The 16,337-nt window shown below is 53.9% G+C and carries 15 protein-coding genes and 2 tRNA genes; 6 read left to right on the top strand and 11 right to left on the bottom strand.

Annotation, left to right across the window (positions count from 1 at the left end; translation table 11 throughout):
• Positions 1–38: 38 nt before the first annotated feature.
• The 3 genes from JRG72_03370 to cobS form a co-directional block, all read right to left on the bottom strand.
• On the bottom strand, positions 39–1,376 hold the full coding sequence (locus JRG72_03370; protein ID MBW2134262.1) for a YihY/virulence factor BrkB family protein: 1,338 nt from the start codon (positions 1,374–1,376) through the stop codon (positions 39–41).
• Positions 1,377–1,650: 274 nt separating this feature from the next.
• The gene (prfB, locus tag JRG72_03365) at positions 1,651–2,724 is read right to left on the bottom strand and encodes a peptide chain release factor 2 (protein ID MBW2134261.1); all 1,074 of its coding nucleotides are present in this window, start codon (positions 2,722–2,724) and stop codon (positions 1,651–1,653) included.
• A 143-nt stretch (positions 2,725–2,867) separates the two neighbouring features.
• The gene (gene cobS, locus JRG72_03360; protein MBW2134260.1) at positions 2,868–3,602 is read right to left on the bottom strand and encodes an adenosylcobinamide-GDP ribazoletransferase; all 735 of its coding nucleotides are present in this window, start codon (positions 3,600–3,602) and stop codon (positions 2,868–2,870) included.
• 183 nt (positions 3,603–3,785) lie between these two features.
• On the opposite strand from cobS, the gene JRG72_03355 reads away from it, so the two are divergent.
• The gene (locus JRG72_03355) at positions 3,786–3,938 is read left to right on the top strand and encodes a hypothetical protein (GenBank protein ID MBW2134259.1); all 153 of its coding nucleotides are present in this window, start codon (positions 3,786–3,788) and stop codon (positions 3,936–3,938) included.
• Positions 3,939–3,949: 11 nt separating this feature from the next.
• Here the strand turns inward: JRG72_03355 and cobT are convergent, their stop codons facing one another.
• The 4 genes from cobT to JRG72_03335 all read right to left on the bottom strand — a co-directional run bounded on the left by cobT (position 3,950) and on the right by JRG72_03335 (position 7,609).
• Positions 3,950–5,023 carry a nicotinate-nucleotide--dimethylbenzimidazole phosphoribosyltransferase gene (cobT, locus tag JRG72_03350; GenBank protein ID MBW2134258.1) on the bottom strand — a complete coding sequence of 358 codons (1,074 nt, stop codon included), beginning with the start codon at positions 5,021–5,023 and terminating at the stop codon, positions 3,950–3,952.
• A gap of 19 nt (positions 5,024–5,042) precedes the next feature.
• Positions 5,043–5,579 (bottom strand): bifunctional adenosylcobinamide kinase/adenosylcobinamide-phosphate guanylyltransferase, encoded by a 537-nt coding sequence (gene cobU / locus JRG72_03345; GenBank protein ID MBW2134257.1) that lies wholly within the window; start codon positions 5,577–5,579, stop codon positions 5,043–5,045.
• Positions 5,580–5,655: 76 nt separating this feature from the next.
• On the bottom strand, positions 5,656–7,233 hold the full coding sequence (locus JRG72_03340; protein ID MBW2134256.1) for a metallophosphoesterase: 1,578 nt from the start codon (positions 7,231–7,233) through the stop codon (positions 5,656–5,658).
• Positions 7,190–7,609 (bottom strand): hypothetical protein, encoded by a 420-nt coding sequence (locus JRG72_03335; GenBank protein MBW2134255.1) that lies wholly within the window; start codon positions 7,607–7,609, stop codon positions 7,190–7,192. The genes JRG72_03340 and JRG72_03335 overlap by 44 nt, the downstream gene beginning before the upstream one ends.
• A 156-nt stretch (positions 7,610–7,765) precedes the next feature.
• Between JRG72_03335 and JRG72_03330 the strand changes: the two genes are divergently transcribed.
• Both JRG72_03330 and cobO read left to right on the top strand, forming a co-directional pair.
• A complete protein-coding gene (locus JRG72_03330; protein ID MBW2134254.1) occupies positions 7,766–8,917 on the top strand; it encodes an acyl-CoA dehydrogenase family protein in 1,152 nt (383 codons plus the stop codon).
• Between the two features lie 56 nt (positions 8,918–8,973).
• Positions 8,974–9,507, top strand: a complete 534-nt coding sequence (gene cobO / locus JRG72_03325; GenBank protein MBW2134253.1) for a cob(I)yrinic acid a,c-diamide adenosyltransferase — start codon at positions 8,974–8,976, stop codon at positions 9,505–9,507.
• 89 nt (positions 9,508–9,596) lie between these two features.
• Here the strand turns inward: cobO and amrS are convergent, their stop codons facing one another.
• On the bottom strand, positions 9,597–10,610 hold the full coding sequence (gene amrS / locus JRG72_03320) for an AmmeMemoRadiSam system radical SAM enzyme (GenBank protein MBW2134252.1): 1,014 nt from the start codon (positions 10,608–10,610) through the stop codon (positions 9,597–9,599).
• Between the two features lie 189 nt (positions 10,611–10,799).
• Here amrS and JRG72_03315 point away from each other — a divergent pair, with 189 nt between their 5' ends.
• From JRG72_03315 to JRG72_03305, 3 genes are all read left to right on the top strand, one after another.
• Positions 10,800–11,333, top strand: a complete 534-nt coding sequence (locus tag JRG72_03315) for an HPF/RaiA family ribosome-associated protein (protein MBW2134251.1) — start codon at positions 10,800–10,802, stop codon at positions 11,331–11,333.
• Positions 11,334–11,471: 138 nt separating this feature from the next.
• The gene (locus tag JRG72_03310; protein MBW2134250.1) at positions 11,472–12,149 is read left to right on the top strand and encodes an NAD(P)/FAD-dependent oxidoreductase; all 678 of its coding nucleotides are present in this window, start codon (positions 11,472–11,474) and stop codon (positions 12,147–12,149) included.
• Between the two features lie 78 nt (positions 12,150–12,227).
• A tRNA-His gene (locus JRG72_03305) sits at positions 12,228–12,303 on the top strand.
• Positions 12,304–12,497: 194 nt separating this feature from the next.
• Here the strand turns inward: JRG72_03305 and JRG72_03300 are convergent.
• The 3 genes from JRG72_03300 to JRG72_03290 all read right to left on the bottom strand — a co-directional run bounded on the left by JRG72_03300 (position 12,498) and on the right by JRG72_03290 (position 16,055).
• A tRNA-Sec gene (locus JRG72_03300) sits at positions 12,498–12,591 on the bottom strand.
• Positions 12,592–12,788: 197 nt separating this feature from the next.
• A complete protein-coding gene (locus JRG72_03295) occupies positions 12,789–15,644 on the bottom strand; it encodes a molybdopterin-dependent oxidoreductase (GenBank protein MBW2134249.1) in 2,856 nt (951 codons plus the stop codon).
• Between the two features lie 18 nt (positions 15,645–15,662).
• Entirely contained in the window at positions 15,663–16,055 is a 393-nt protein-coding gene (locus JRG72_03290) for a response regulator (protein ID MBW2134248.1), read from the bottom strand.
• Positions 16,056–16,337: the final 282 nt, after the last annotated feature.

Here is a 16,337-nt window from a genome sequence, read left to right as displayed (position 1 = left end):
GAGAATTTCTAGGCGCCCCTCGGTTTGTTTAAAGCTGCTTAGGATTCCAGAGTCCTGATCACATCCTGGAGGGCGAGGGCCTGCCTTTGGGTGGGAGTGTTATTTTCCACCAGATTTTTGACCGCATCGGTCAGTTGGGGTAGGTCGGCCAGGGCCAATGATACTGCTTCTCCCCGCCTTTGGCGCAAGGTTTTTAAGATATCTTCCACCTGGCTGTGCTCTAAAGGCCGAAGGGGCAGAAACCGAAGGCCATTCTCCTGATCGGGTCCGGTTATCAGGACCACCAGATTGCTCTCTGTTAAGGATTTCATTACTCTGTCGGTCAGGTTATGGTCGTGGACTAGCATCTGCCTCAGTTCTTTTTGGGAGAGAGGAGGTTGCTGAAGATAAAAACGCCGGGCAATAGCTAACAGGACGGCCAGGGCCAGGTATTCGTCCACCGGCTCAGAAGCGGCGGCGGGTTGGCGAAATTCCCGGCTGAGAGGCTCCAGGTTCTGGTGCGCACAGGCTACTTCGCTGCCGATCAGCACTACCACCCAGCTATAATAGATCCACAGCACCAGGAACAACAGGTGGAAGAAAGCTCCGTAGATGACGTCATAATAGACTGTGCCCTCCTTAGTGGATTGATAATAGATAAAGAGCCAACGGGCGATTTCCCACAAACTACCCCCGACCAGGCCGCCGATCAGAGCGGATTGCAGTTTAACCTGAGTATTGGGCATGACTAGGTAAAGAAAGGTAAAGGCGACCCATAGAATTATTAAGGAGGCCAGGTCACTGGTGGCGAAATTATACAGACCGGGGGAGAGGGTGGTGAGCAGTTGTTGGACCTCGGGGAGTCCCAGGAAGGCACTGCTGAAAGTTCCGGCTACTGCCACCAGAATGGGAAGCAGCAGGAATATGCTGAAATAGTCACTGATGCGGCGGCGCCAGGGGCGAGTCTGTGTCACCCCCCAGGTCAGGTTTATAGCCCGTTCCACATTATTCATCACCAAAACCAGAGTCAACAGCAAGCTGGCCACCCCCATCGCACCTAGCCCAGCCACATCGGCATTTTCAATGTAATCAAGAACTTGGTGGGCAAAATCTTGAGATCCGGGCGCCAGCCGTTCCAACAGATAATCGGCCAGCAGATGCTGCAACCCCAGTCCTTTGAAGACCGCAAACAACAAGGCCATTAATGGCACCAGGGCCAGCATGGTGTAATAGGCCAGGGTAGAGGCCTGCACCATGGCTTGGTTGCGGATCAGACCCCAGACGGCTAGGGTACCAATCCGCAAGACCTGCAGCCCCACTTGGCCAAGCCCGGTGGCTTTATACTGCCATAGGGTAACCTGAATAAAGTTCTGTACTTGGGTGAAGAGTCGATCCACAACCTACCTGAAAATGTGTTTGCTGGTTTAAAGGAAAGCAAAATTTAGATTGGCAGAACCCGTTACAGGCCAGGGGGCCGGTGTAATCCCAGCACCCACCCCAAAATATTAATTAGCTTTCATTCGAAAACTTTATATTTTTCCTCCTCCTTTGGTAGGGTAGGGTATGGATTAAGATTAATTATTACTCCGAGCATTTAAAAGGTTAATTTGAAGGGAGGGGGGAGCGCTGGCCCCCCTCCCTCCCCCAAGATCTGTTAATTTTAACCCCAACTCATTTATTTATGACCTGAGTAATAGCTTCGCCCGGATTGAGCAGACAGGCTTCAATGAAGGGGTCCAGGTCGCCGTCCAGCACTGCCTCAACATCGCCCTCTTCATGTTTGGTGCGGTGGTCCTTGACCAGCCGATAGGGTTGCAGCACATAAGAGCGGATCTGGCTGCCCCAGGCGATCTCTTTCTGGGCGTCGATAACTTCCTGAACCTTCTCCTGACGTTTGCGCTGTTCTATTTCATAAAGGCGGGCCTTTAACACCTTCATGGCCAGTTCCCGGTTGCGGTGCTGGGACCGTTCGTTCTGCATGGAGACCACGATGCCGGTCGGCAGATGGGTGATCCGCACCGCCGAACTGGTCTTGTTAACGTGCTGGCCGCCGGCCCCGCTGGCCCGGAAGGTATCAATGCGCAAGTCTTTGTCATTGATCTCGATGTCGATGCTGTCGTCCACTTCGGGATAGACAAATACCGCGGCGAAGGAGGTGTGACGGCGGCCCCCGGCGTCAAAGGGAGAGATGCGGACCAGGCGATGGATGCCGCTTTCCGCTTTGAGATAGCCATAGGCATAGGGACCGGCAGCGCCGAAGGTCACACTTTTGACCCCGGCCTCGTCTCCCGGCAGCAGGTCAAAAAGTTCGGTTTCCAGGCCCTTGCGTTCGGCGTAGCGCAGATACATGCGCAGGAGCATTTCCGTCCAGTCCTGGGCCTCGGTGCCGCCTGCCCCGGCGTGGATGGTAACGATGGCGTTTTTGTTATCATCCTTGCCGCTGAGCAGGACTTCGAGCTCCAACTGCCGCATAGCCTTTTCCTGAGCAGCCAGGTCAGCGACCACCTCGGTTAAGGCCTGATTATCCTCTTCCTCCAGGGCCAGTTGCAGCATGAGGTCAAGTTCTTCAAGCAGTTGTTGTTGATTCTGCCAGTGATCGAGCAGTTGGATCAGAGACCCCCGTTCTTTTAATACTATGGCGGCCCGACCCGTATCCTCCCAAAAGTCGGATTTGGCTATTATGGTTTCGATTTCTTGCAGGCGGGTTTTTTTCTGGTCCAGATCAAAGACGACCTCGAAGCTGATGCAGACGCTGAGTGAGGGCCTGTAAACGGGCCTTTAATTCTGAGACATCAAATAACATAATTCCCCCAAATCTGATGGATTATATTTTAAATATAACAGATAAGGCCAAATTTAAAAAGACCAGAGGATCTTCCCAGCCAATTTTAAGCCAGGGCCACAGCTAGGGCTAACACTTCATTGAATTCATTGACCGCGCCCAGCACATCACCGGTAATACCCCCCAAGCGGCGCTGGAAATAATGGCTGGCCAGCCAGGTCGATAAGGCTATCAGTCCCCAAGCCCCTAAACCGCGTCGCCCATAAGTCAATAGCGCCAAAAATAAGGCGCTCAGGCTGGCCACCCACAGATACCGCCCGGAAACCAATGATGTCATGGCCTGCCCCAGCCCGCCTTCCGGCCGGGCATAGGGCGACAGATATGCCAAGGCGACCATAGACCATCGACTGAGCACCGGAAATAACACCAGCGCCCGAACATCCGCCTGTTCAATCAGGGCCAGAATCAGGGCAAACTTGAGGAGCAGGATGACTATCAAACCCAGCACTCCAAAAGCTCCTAAAGCGCTGTCCTTCATGATCCGCAGCCGGGCTTCCGGGGTCTGCCCGCCTCCCAGGCCGTCCAGGGTATCGGCCAAGCCATCCAGATGGAGCCCCCGGGTGGCTACCACCAGGACCGCGACCAGGAAGGCGGCGACCGCCGGATTGGGGAAGATGAGTGCCAGTCCTAAGTAAACCGCCCCCAGAAACAGACCCAGGAGCAGACCGACCAAGGGGAACCATACCATGGATCGGGCCAGTTCCGCCGGGTTACTTTCCAGATGGCGGGGATAGGGAAAGATGGTGAGAAAGGTCAGGGCCAACCCTAAAGTACGGACCATAAATCCTTAAGAGGCTCCATTTTCATAAATTTCTGTTAACCGGCCTTTTCTTACAAAACTAACAGTTGCGGTTTGGGGCAGCCTTATTGTATATTGCCCTTCAGACTAGAACAACGGCTGTGAAGAGTTGCTGCGTTGATATTACCTGCTAATTCGCAGATGCAAGTCTTTAAAGGGAGTACCATGTACGGTAGATATATTGCGACCGGGGGCATGACCTTTGGTTCAGCACTGGCCATCACCATTTCCTGGAGTCTGCACAAATCAGTATTTTGGGCCATAGTTCATGGAATCTTGTCCTGGCTCTATGTGATTTATTATATCTTGGCCTACTAAGGCAGTCTCCGTCATGGCGACCCGTCTCCTTCAGTCCGGTCCGAGACCCCGGCTTCTGCAAAGGTAGCCATTTCTTTATAGATCTTAAGCCCGGCTTCGATTAGACTCATCCCCAGGACGGCCCCGGTGCCTTCTCCCAGGCGCATCCCCAGATTTAACAATGGTTTTAAACCAAGGCTGTCTAATATCAGCTGATGCCCCGGCTCCACTGACCGGTGAGCTGCCAGCATATACTCTTTAACCCGAGGGCAGAGTCTGGCGGCCACCAAGGCCGCGGCAGTGGCGATGAAACCATCTACTACTACTGGCCGCCGGGCCGCAGCAGCCCCTAAAATCAGACCGGTCAGACCGGCGATCTCCAGGCCGCCGACCTGGGCCAGCACTGCCAAAGGGTCTTGCGGATCAGGGCGATGATGCGCCAAAGCCCGTTCGATGACGCCGACTTTGTGGCGATAGGTGGCCGCATCAACGCCGGTCCCCCGGCCAGTGACCGCGGCCACGGGCTGGCCGGTGAACACCGCGGCCAGGGCCGCAGCCGGGGTGGTATTGCCGATCCCCATTTCGCCGGTAGCCAGAATATCAACCCCAGCAGCAATATTGTGCTGGGCCAGCTCTAGACCCACCTGCAAGGCCTGGGCTAGTTCCTCCCAACGCATGGCCTGCTCCGCGGCTAAATTGCGGGTGCCATAGGCCACCTTGCGGGAGATCAGCCCTGGCTGCGGCTCAAAATCTGTCTTAACGCCGATATCCACCACCTGCACCTCGGCCCCCACATGCCGGCTCAGCACATTGATCGCCGCCCCGCCCCGCAGGAAATTAGCCACCATCTGAAAGGTCACCTCCGAGGGAAAGGCGCTGACGCCTTCGACGACCACGCCGTGGTCGGCGGCAAAGACACAGACCATCTTGCGATTAATGGTTGGGAAAAGTTCCTCCCGGATGGCCACATAATGGGCCGCCAGTTCTTCCAACCGCCCCAGACTGCCCCGGGGTTTGGTGAGTTGATCGAGCCGCTGCTGGGCCTGTTGGAACCAGTGTGGGTTGAGGGGTTGGATCTGATCGATTAATTGTTCAAGTTCAATCATTAATGGCATACATGGTCCTTTACCTGGACGGGGCCGTTGACTCAGGTTTTAGAATCAGAGGCAGGCCGCACACCACCAATACCACCAGGTCGGCCACCTCACTCAACCGTTGATGCAGGTCTCCGGCCCGGTCGCGGAACTTGCGGGCCAGGATATTGTCCGGAACTATTCCCCATCCCACCTCATTGGTGACCAGGATAACCGGGGTATTCAGGTTTTCTAAACCATTAATCAGAGCCATGACTTCAAGGCTGTCGATATCCGAGTCAGGGGCCAATCGGGTCATCAGGTTGGACAACCAGACCGTCAGGCAGTCAACCAGAATCACTCCATACCGGCCGTCCGCCTCTTGGAGCGTCCGGGCCAAGGCCACAGGCTCTTCCCTGGTGGTCCACTCCGGCCCCCGCCGGGCCTGATGGCGGGCAATACGGTCAGACATCTCCTCATCCAGGGCTTCGCTGGTGGCCACATAGAGCCAAGGGCGGGGCAGGGATTCGGCCAACCTCTGGGCATAGCGGCTTTTGCCGCTTTTGGCCCCGCCGGTGATTAGGGCCAACCGGAAGTTATCAACCTTTAGGGTCAAGCTAACTTTCCCTGTTAACGATATTTTTTCCTGCCAGAGGTAACCGAGTTTAAAATTTTTGTTTTTTGACCGCCATCAGGTTCTCGATCTGATCTATGACTTGTCCTTGCAGATTGACCACCTGCAAGGAGATTTTTCTATGGTCGGCAGTGAAGAGCAAGAAATTTTCCTGGGTTGAGTAGTAATAATAACCATGGCGGGGGCTTTTTTTCCAGTATTTATTCCAGGGAGTCAATTGCTCCCCGCAATAGGGCGCCCCCGCGCCCCCCGAGGTAATGTACCAGGTCGGATATTTGAGGTCTTGCAGGGGCGAACAGGTTTCCCCGGCTTCGCCGATCTTACCGTTGTGGTTTTTATCATCTGGGCCAGGGTCACCAATAAGGACATGGTTATGGATCAAAATCTTGCTATACGAATGTTCATGGCCGGCCAGGAATAGCGCCACTTTGGGATTTTCGGCCAACATCCGGACCAGTTCATTCCTCAGATCAATAATACCCGGGCCGTCCGGGGTCGGTTTCGCCCCGCCCTGATAGGTATAGGCCCGGACGCGGTTGTTGCCCCGGTACCACATACAATTTCTAAGGCCGCCGTCATTGGGGAAAATCGGCTCATGGGCAAAGAGAACGATATATTTTATGGAGGCATCCTTGTCGGCTTTCTTGAGCTCGGTTCTGAGCCATTCCAACTGATCAGGCAGGAGGTAGCCTTGCGGGGAACCGCCGAATTCCTTGGCTGCTTCCCAGTTGCCGGCCTTCCAGGACAGCCAATAACAATTATTAACGGCAATAATTTTTACCGGGCCGTATTGGAAGGAATAGACATTTTCACTATAAGGTGGCCGCCGCGGGTCAGCCGGAACCGGGCCATTGGCAGGATTTACGAATTCTGCGGCAAAGACCGCTTCGGCACTGTCCGTGGCATAGGGCCATTTATCCAGCACGGTGCCGTATTTTGAACCATCGCGGTAAGCTTTAATCAGTGATTCATGATTGCCCATGCCGGTATAGACCGGCCGCTCGTGCCAGAACCCCGCGGCCGCCTGTTTCCAGGCATAGAGTTGCGTTTTAAAGTCGTCTTGGCAGGTTGAATAGCCGTTGACCAGGTCACCTCCGAAGATGATCAACTCAGCTCCGCGGCGATAGGCTAATCTCAGGCTCTGGTCCAAGGCCGCATAGTTTAGACCCATGAATTTATGGTTGCCGCCCGCAATTCCTTCCCGGCTGTCAGACAGAAAGGCAAAGGTGACCGGTCCCTGCCCCGGGGCCGGCGCGCTGCGGAAAGTATAGGCGTTGGTTCTGAAATTGTCGAATTCCACCTGGTAGCGATAGACCCTCTGGGGTTGAAGACCAGTGACTCGGATTTCATGATGAGTAGTCGGAGTCGGGTCTGCAAAGACCGGGCCGTTATTCAGGATAACCTTTCCCACCCCCGGGTCGCTGGTCCGAAAAGTAATGACCACCCGATCGTTGGCCTCGCTACAGACCAGATTAACCAAGGGGCCTTCGATGATGGTGGGGAGTTTGACAAAGCCTGCCGGGGTCCTTTTAAATCTGACAAAAATATCATAAGTTCCAAGGGTTTTATCTGACCGGGACGTTTCCCGCCAGAGCTCCAACCGCACCACGGCCAGTCCTTGTTATCCGGAACCGTTTAACCTCGTAATCCGTCCGGCGGCCCTCGAAGGGATACGGACCCACATAAATCGAGCCGTAGATCTTGGTGGGGTCGATGCCGGTGCCGTCCAGCAAGGTAGTAATGCCGGTCAGATCAAACGCCAGGCCTTGCTCGTCGCCGTCTTTGATCGCCGCATAGAGCTGCTCCACCGTGAACAGATTACAGACCGGATGCGGTTTCTCCTTTAGTCCGGCCGCGGCCGGGTCTTTTACCGGCAAATTGTCGGCCCTGGCCAAGGACGGGATCAACCAACCAGTGGCGGAGATAATAAAAAACAGGATAAGGAGCCGACAAAGTTTTCGCCTCGAACCCGAGCTCAGCTTCATGGCCAGTTCCTCCGATTAACCCGGTATATAAAATTGATTGGTAATTTTAGCAACCAATAAATAAAAGGGAAGAGCAATTATGATGAGAATCTGGTTAAATATGGTTTACCTGGCATGCTCTAGGGATTAAGATAAAACAGCAAAGGAGTTGCCGTCATGGATTTTACTTTAAGCCCATCCCAACAACAGGTCCAGGACAGCGCCCGACAATTCGCCCAGGAAAAGATCCAGCCCCAGGCCGCGGCATTAGATCGCCAGGGCCGGCATCCAGCGGAGATTCTGGCCGGCCTTGGGGAATTGGGCTTCATGGGACTGGCCCTCCCGGAAGCCTACGGCGGGGCCGGAAAAGATTTTGTCAGTTATGTGCTGGCGGTGAAGGAAATTGCTCAGGCCTGTACCTCCTGTGCCTTGATTATGCATGTCAATCATACCTTATTTGCCGGGACAGTAAATAGTTGGGGGACGGAGGCTCAGAAGCTGAAATATCTGCCCCCGGTGGCTCAGGGCCACAAAATGGCCTGTTTTGCCCTCACCGAGGCCGAAGCGGGCTCGGATCCGAGCCGGCTGCAATGCACGGCCATCCGCCAGGGCCAGGACTATATCCTCACCGGCGAAAAGAAATTCGTCACCAGCGGCCAGGTGGCCAGCTACGGGCTGGTGGCGGCCAGTACCGCACCGGAGCTGGGGGCTAAAGGCATCAGCGCCTTTATTGTGGACTTGGAGGATAACCCAGGAGTTACCGTAGGACCCTTGGAGGATAAATTGGGGCTTAGGGCCACCGGCACGGTGGATTTAATTTTCGATAATGTCCGCATTCCGGGAACAAATCTTCTCGGTGGTGAAAATCAGGGTTTGAAGGTGATGCTTCGAACTCTGGATGACGGCCGCATTGGCACCGCAGCCCAGGCAGTGGGGCTGGGGCGGGCAGTATTAACGGAAGCGCTGGCCTATGCGCGCCGCCGGGAGCAGTTCGGCCAAGCCATTGCCCAGTTCCAGGCCATTCAGTGGAAGCTGGCCGATATCGCCACCGAGTTGGAATCTGCGGAACTCTTGACCCTTAGAGCGGCCTGGCGCAAAGATCAAGGACTGCCTTACGATACCGGGGCGGCCATGGCCAAGCTGTTTGCCACTGATGTGGCCATGCGGGCCGCAGTGGAGGGCGTGCAGATCATGGGCGGGTATGGCTACCTGAAAGATTACCCCATGGAGCGACACTTGCGGGACGCCAAGGGCGCCCAGATCTATGAAGGCACCAACGAGATCATGCGGTTAATTATTGCCCGTAATCTGTTTAGAGATAAAATTTGAGGGGCTGGTTTGAGGTTCAAAATTCAATTGCTCCAATATTCGGAAAGGAGAACTCGATGACCCCAAAATTGACCCAGGGTCTGGTCCAGGTCTACACCGGGGACGGCAAAGGCAAAACCACCTGTGCCCTGGGACTGGCGCTGCGGGCGGTAGGCCGGGGATTCAAGGTCTTAATGATTCAGTTTTTAAAAGGGGAAGAAAGCGGGGAACGATTGGCGGCGCTGCGGCTAGCCCCGGAGTTTACCATCCGCCACTTCGGCCGCTGTGGCTTTATCAGAAAAGATCATCCCGACCCCCAGGACGTGGCTCAGGCCCAGGAAGCCCTGGCCCTGGCGCAACAGTCGATCCAGAGCGGAGAATATGACCTGGTCATCCTGGACGAGATCAACATCGCCCTTTATTTTAATCTGCTTTCAGTGGCCGAGGTGCTTGACCTGCTTCAGTCCCGTCCTCCCCAAGTGGAGATTGTGTTAACCGGCCGCTATGCCCCTCCCGAGATTATTGCCGCCGCTGATCTGGTCACCGAGATGAAGAACCTGAAACATTATTACGAGCGCGGCATCCCCGCTCGGGAGGGGATTGAATCCTAACGGCAAGGGCGCCAGGAAACGTGCTCTGCTGAAGTGGCCTTTATAGTTTAAGGCTCGTGATGACTGAGGAGTTAATCCGGGGGGCGGCGCTATTTCCAGACCCCATCGATTAAAGCCCCGCATTGAGGGCAGTGGCTCTCCTTTAGATAGTTGTGTCGGATAGTATATCCAAGGCGGTCGACGAGCAGCGCCTGACATTGGTAACAGAAAGTGTCTTCACCGGCATCACCCCGGATGTTGCCCGTATAGACATATCGAAGTCCGGTTTCCAGGCCGATTTCTCTGGCCCGGAGTAACGTTGCAGTCGGAGTCGGGGGGCGATCCAACATCTTGTAAGTCGGATAGAACGCCGACACATGCCAAGGAATTCCGGCATCCACTCCTTTTATGAAGGCGGCGATCTCTTTGAGTTCGCTCTCGGAGTCGTTTAATCCCGGAATCACCAGGGTGGTCACCTCCACCCAGACCCCCAAGCGCTTCATCCGGGCGATATTATCCAGCACCGGCTGGAGCCTGGCCTTGCAAACCTTGCGATAAAAATCATCCGAAAAACTTTTCAGATCAATATTAATGGCGTCAATCACCTCCGCCAGCACCGTGGCCGAGGTCTCGGTCATGAAACCATTAGAAACATAGACGTTGCGGATTCCCTGTTCTCTAGCTAACACCGCAGTATCATATGCAAATTCCGAAAAAATAGTTGGCTCTGTATAGGTGTACGAGATGCTGGCCGCATGGCTGGCCCGGGTCTGGGCGACCACCTCCGCCGGGGTCATCTCCTGACCGATAATCTTTTTTTCGTGCAGCCGCGGGTATTGGGAAATATCATAGTTCTGGCAGTGCAGGCACTGAAAATTACAGCCTACCGTGGCAATCGAAAATGACCGGCTGCCAGGCAAGAAATGGAATAACGGTTTCTTTTCGATGGGATCGACATTTTGGGCGATGAGCTTGCCATAAACCAGGGAATAGAGGACGCCTTCCCGGTTTTCCCGAACCATACATATGCCCCGTTTGCCAGGATCGATCTGGCATTCATGGGCGCAGAGATGACACTGAACCTTATTATCCTCAAGTTTCTCATAAAATCTGGCTTCTTGCATAGTTTTACCTCACCATCAGTTTGCCGCGGGGTCAAACAGATAAGAACTTTAGTTTAAAAGTAATGCTTTTACCTGATATTGTAAAGGCCAAGGCTGTCGATCGGCTAAAAATACCTGATCGCCATATCGACAGAAGCTCTGGGCTCTGTTAAAAAGAAGTCAGTCGGAAAATACTCAGGAGGTGCCAACATGCTGCCCCAGGATATCCGCATCTCAGGCCGTCACGTGGAAATCCTGCCGGAATGGCGGGAAAAAATCGAAACAGAACTGGAACGTCTGCAAAAACACTATTATGATCCGATCCTCCACGCCCGGGTGGAGATCATCGGTTCTGGTCACCACCGCCACGGGGCCTTCGAAATTCATCTGCTAATATCCATCCCCGGAGATACCATTACCCTGACTCGTGAGGGGGAGTTTGTCCTGCCCCTGATCGTCGAGGCCTTTGATGCACTAGATCGAAGTCTGGAAGAACACTCCCATATCCGCCAGCGCATGGTCAAGGCCCATGAGGACCATGCTCAGCTGGGCAAAATCCTGCGGCTGTTCCCGGAAGAGGATTATGGTTTCATTGAAACCACCGATGGTCTGGAAGTCTATTTTCATGCCCACGCGGTGCGAAAAGGCAGCTTTGATAAACTTAAGATCGGAGAACCGGTAAAATTGGCCCTGGAAAGCGGGGATAAAGGCCCTCAGGCCATCTGGGTCCTCCCCTTGGATTGACCTAACCGAGGCAAAGATGCATCCCTCCAGACCGCCTGACCGTAGGGAAAGTCAAACTTTTGCTTGCTAATATAATTTCCAGTAATTATTATTAATTATCTTTGAATAATTATCCAATTTGTCCAGAGGAGGCTTTAAATGGCAGAAAATCTACCTGAAAAAGGGGCCATTATCCAGAGAGATAAAGAAACCTATGCCATCGCGCCGCATATTCCGGGGGGGATTATCACCGATTTTGGATTATTGCGCCGGGTGGCGGAGGTCTCGGAAAAATATGGCGTCAAGGTTGTCAAACTCACCTCAGCAGAGCGGTTTGCCTTGGTAGGAATCAAGGCTGAGGATCTCGACCAGGTCTGGCAGGAACTGGGGATGGTCCCTGGAGCCGCCATTGGCCTCTGCGTCCGGTCCATCAAGTTATGCCCCGGCACTACCTTTTGCCAGATGGGCCTTCAAGATGCGGTGGGAGTAGGCCTGAAACTGGATGAGAAATACCATGGTGCGCCTCTACCGTTTAAATTTAAGATCGGAGTTTCCGGTTGCCCTAATAATTGTGCCGAGAGTTCGATTAAGGACCTGGGGCTGGTGGGTACCGCCAAAGGCTGGCGGGTGCTGGCAGGTGGCTTTGCCTCCGGCCATAAGCCGCGGCTGGCCGATGTGATTGCCAAAGGCCTTAACGATGAAGAGGCCTTGGCGCTCTCTGGCCGCATCATTGATTGGTTCAGTCAGGCCGGGAAAAGAAAACGTTTGGGAAGGGTAATCGATGAAATCGGCCTGGACCGATTCAAGCAGGAACTGGGAGTGCCCCTGGAGGAGTAAGGGCTTGTTTCGAGTATTTCGTTGGCCTTTAAAGAGGCTTGTAAATCAGGCCATTCTGTGATAGACAAATAATAGGTGGTGGGCGTAGCTCAGTCGGTGGAGCACCGGGTTGTGGCCCCGGAGGTCGCGGGTTCAAGTCCCGTCGCTCACCCCAAGAACATATTTTATTTTCAGTTGAGTAATTTTATCCTTATATCGCCTCTTCCCCGCTGGCGGGGGGGAGGCCGAGTGTGAGGGGGCATTAGCTCTTTGATCGCAACTTGGTATTAATACTGCTGGGGACAGATTGGGGACACAAAAATAACCTCATTTTATAAATTTAATAATTGAATTTATTAAATAAACCGGCGTAAGGGCATAAGACTCGAACCCACCCGCCGCCTTCCTCAGACGGCACACCGGATTTGAAGTCCGGGGGCCCCACCACTGAGCGTTGCACTTCTACAGATAGATTGACAATTATTACAGTAACTTAAATTTTCTGGAGTTATCCACAAGTTTGACATTTCCGGAAAAGTTTTCTTCCCGGATAGGGCATAGAAAAAAGCCGACTGGCTCCTTACAGGTCCAGCCGGCTGGGTAGGGTATGGAGGGAGGGGTTGAAGTTCGGGCCCGACATCGGATTCTTCGGCCTGGTAATTATGCCTTGGCAACTTGAACTTTGATCAATTTTAGGGGGGCGGTCCCGGCATAAACATCGGTCACATTGGGAGGCATCAGGTCTCCGACGCCTCCGCAGCCCCCGAATTGGGGATATTTGGGATCCGCCTCCAGACCCCGGATATGGCCGAAGCCTCCCCCCATGGCGGTCGTTCCCTGGCGGATATTCCAGGTTACATAGGCTTCGGTAGTCGTCTGTCCCCAGGGGGAAGTCACCCGAACCGGGTCGTGGTTTTCAATGCCCCGGGCTTTGGCATCCAGGTAATTAATCCAGATGGGGTTTTTCCCCACCTGAGACATCAGATAGAAATTGTTCTGGGTGCTGCAATGTTCATGTTCTGCGAACCGGAAATTGCCCAGGATAAGAGGATAATCTTCATCCGGCTTAAGCAGGGGCCAATCTTCGTAGGGATCGCGGTAATCCGGCAGCGGATCCATACCTTTCTCTTCCGCCACCGGGTTCTTGAAATTGTATTTGCCGGTTATGGTCTTGCCAGATGAACCATAGCCTTCGGGAGGATTGAAGCCGCCCCATTTTTGATATTTATAATATTCGGCCTGATCCGTGATAATGTAACCTTTGGCTTTGAGTTCTTCCAGGCTCCAGGGGGTCCCGGCCAATTGGTTGCGCATCGCGTCCTCGATATCGGTCCAGGGGAAATATTGCCCCAGCCCCAGACGCTTGGCCAGCTCGGTAAAAATAAAGAAATCCGACCGGTTATCGTATAGCGGATCGATCACCTGCTGGGTAAGGTGAATCGCCGCATCATAAAGCCATTCGGCGTAAACCCGGCTTTGCTCAAACCAACTTACCCCCGGCAGCACCACATCGCACAACACCGCGGTGTTGCTCATAAATGAATCGATGGTGGCTTTAAATTTAAGCTCCTTGATAGCCTTCTCGGCGGCCTCCCGGTTGGTCCAGGAAAGCACCGCATCCCCATAATAACACAGGAATCCCTGGAATCGGCGCTGGGCGACATCCTCGGGGAAATAGCCGGAGGCCCACCCGGCCCACATCCTCAGTTGGTTCATTTTATCCTTGGGCTTGACCGGGGGCTTTTCTTGGCCCGGCCCCCAGGGACTGGACAATTTGCGTTTGTAAGGCAAGCTTGGCCCTCCAGGGGCGTCAAAAGTACCCAATAGGGCATTTAACGCCCATACCGCCATGGTGCCATGAAAGGCGTTGGGTGATTGGGCCACCCCGGTCCAGGTCACCACACCCGGATGACGTGACTGGGCGATCTCCAGGGCTATCCGTTCAATGGTGGCCGCCGGCACCCCACTGATTTTTTCGGCCCATTCCGGGGTGCGGGGCAATCCATCTTCTTCCCCTAGTAAGCGGCGCTTGAAATCCTCAAAGCCAAAGGTCCAATTTTCGACGAACTCTTTATTGTAAAGTTCGTTTTTGACTATAACGTGACACATGGCCATCGCCACTGCCCCATCGGTAGAGGATTTGATCGGGATCCATTCGGTGGCCAGGGCCGCAGTCTCCGACCGGCGGGGGTCAAACACCACTAGTTTGGCCCCTCGGGTCACAGCTTCTCGAAGCAGTCGGAGCTTGCGCTGACTCTGGCTGGTGGCCACTTCATTGTGTCCGAAATTGAGGATATAATCTGACTGCTGATAGTTAAGCCAGGGCCGTTTATCGTTCAGGTTGTGCTCGTTAGCCTGGCGCATGGGATTGTCGCACATGGTCCGATGGGTACAAATATGCGCCCCATAGGCGTTCATCACCCCTTCGGTGAGCCAGTTATTAAAGTCATTACCCCGGAGGAATCCCACGGTATGGGGCTCTAAAGATTTTAAGCCCTGAGCGATCCGATCCAGGGCCTCATCCCAGGAGGCCTTTCGGAAGCGTCCATTTTCTCGAATTAACGGGGTCTTGAGACGGTAGGCGCTATAGACATGGTAATTAGAAGAGCCCCCTTTGGGACAAAGGCGACCGCCCCCCCGAATGTCGCCTTCTAAACCGGCCAATCCGGTAATGATCCCGTCTTTCAGCTTGACGGTCTTTCCACAAAGAGCATTGCAAATGTAACAATGGGTGGGCAGTACTTTTTCCGGCTCTTCCGGGATTGCCCCTTTGTCCAACGTGAAATATTCCTTATCGAGCTCAAGAGTGGAGATGACTTCCCCCAGAGCGGCAAAGGCCTCTAATGGAGCCCCGGGAAGGGCCTGACCGGAATGCTGGGCAGATGCCAAGGCCCGGTCTTGAACCAGTATTTGCAAGGTAACTTCAGCTAAGGCCCGGTAGAAATCGGACTGGGCACAACTGGCCAACACCGCGCAGAATTCGAGGGCCCAGCCCATCAGGTGATCTCTTAGGAATTTGAATCGCAGTTTTTCCCAATCCGCGGCCGACGCCCCGCCTGTAATGCTGGCCTCGGCTAGAAAGCGCATGAACTCCAATTCTACTGCTAGATGATCGTCCAGATCATGATAGCGGGGCGATTTGTGAACCTCGGCCTGGCGATAATATCGCCTCACTTCGGGGACTGCCCCCATCAGCACCGGGACCCGGTGGATAAAGGAGGAGGCGTACGGGAAGACCGGATTGGGCCCGGCATTGAGAAAGATATCGGCGTATTCATACCGCAGGTCGGCCCAATCCGGCGCCTCACAATGTTCCAAGTAGGTTAGCAGGCTTTCTAACCCAATGCGCAGCTCTGGTAAGCTGCATCGGGTGATAATGTTTTTTAAACCCTGGAGAAACTCTGCGCCCCGTAATTTCTCGTAAAGCGCCGAGGAAAGTTCATCTCTATATAAAGTTGATAGTAATTGGTATATTTGCGCTCGCTGCCGGTTTAATTCCACATTGGTCGCGGTCATCACCCCACCTCCATACCTTTAAAGGGCCAGGGCCTCTTTAATAGTACGCTTAGTCGCTTTCAAAACCCGGGTTACCCTGGTTTCAAGCTCTTCGCTATCCACAGGCTTCACCAGGTACTCCTGGACCCCCTGCCGGATAGCTTGGCGGACCGTTGCCGTTGTCGGCTGGTCAGTCAGGATAACCACTCGGAGGTCCGGATGGAGCTGGCGCAACTGTCCCAATACCTCCGGCAAGTTTGACTTCTTGAATCGAGTCTCTAAGATGGCCAGATCCAACGTTTGCCTCCAGGCCTCTGCCAAGGCCGCCTCCTCCTCGGTAAAATTGATAATTTTATGACCCTTTTTCCCCAGCACGCTTCCGATCAGGGTGCCATAATCTGGATCAGCATCGATGGTTAAGATCGTTGCCACGGCTTATCCTCTCTATTTGCGGGACTTCCCGTTAATGAATGTTTTTCAAAAAAACGTCAACGCAGGCCCTTTTTGACTTTTAAGGGCTTTACGACTTGCCTGGCCACCGATTAAGAGTGGCCAGACCCTCGAAACTCAATTTAAAAAAGGAATCGGAAAAAATTAAATCCGCCGCTCAGAACAGCCAATAGGCGGTGGCCCGGAAGCGGTTGTCGTTCTGGTCGCCGGCTCCGTAGAAGTCCCGGATCAGGCGGCTGTAATCGACCTGAAACTTCTGGTTGT

The organism is Deltaproteobacteria bacterium (assembly GCA_019309545.1).
GTDB lineage: Bacteria > Desulfobacterota > Desulfobaccia > Desulfobaccales > Desulfobaccaceae > Desulfobacca_B.
This window is presented reverse-complemented; position numbering and strand designations above follow the sequence as displayed.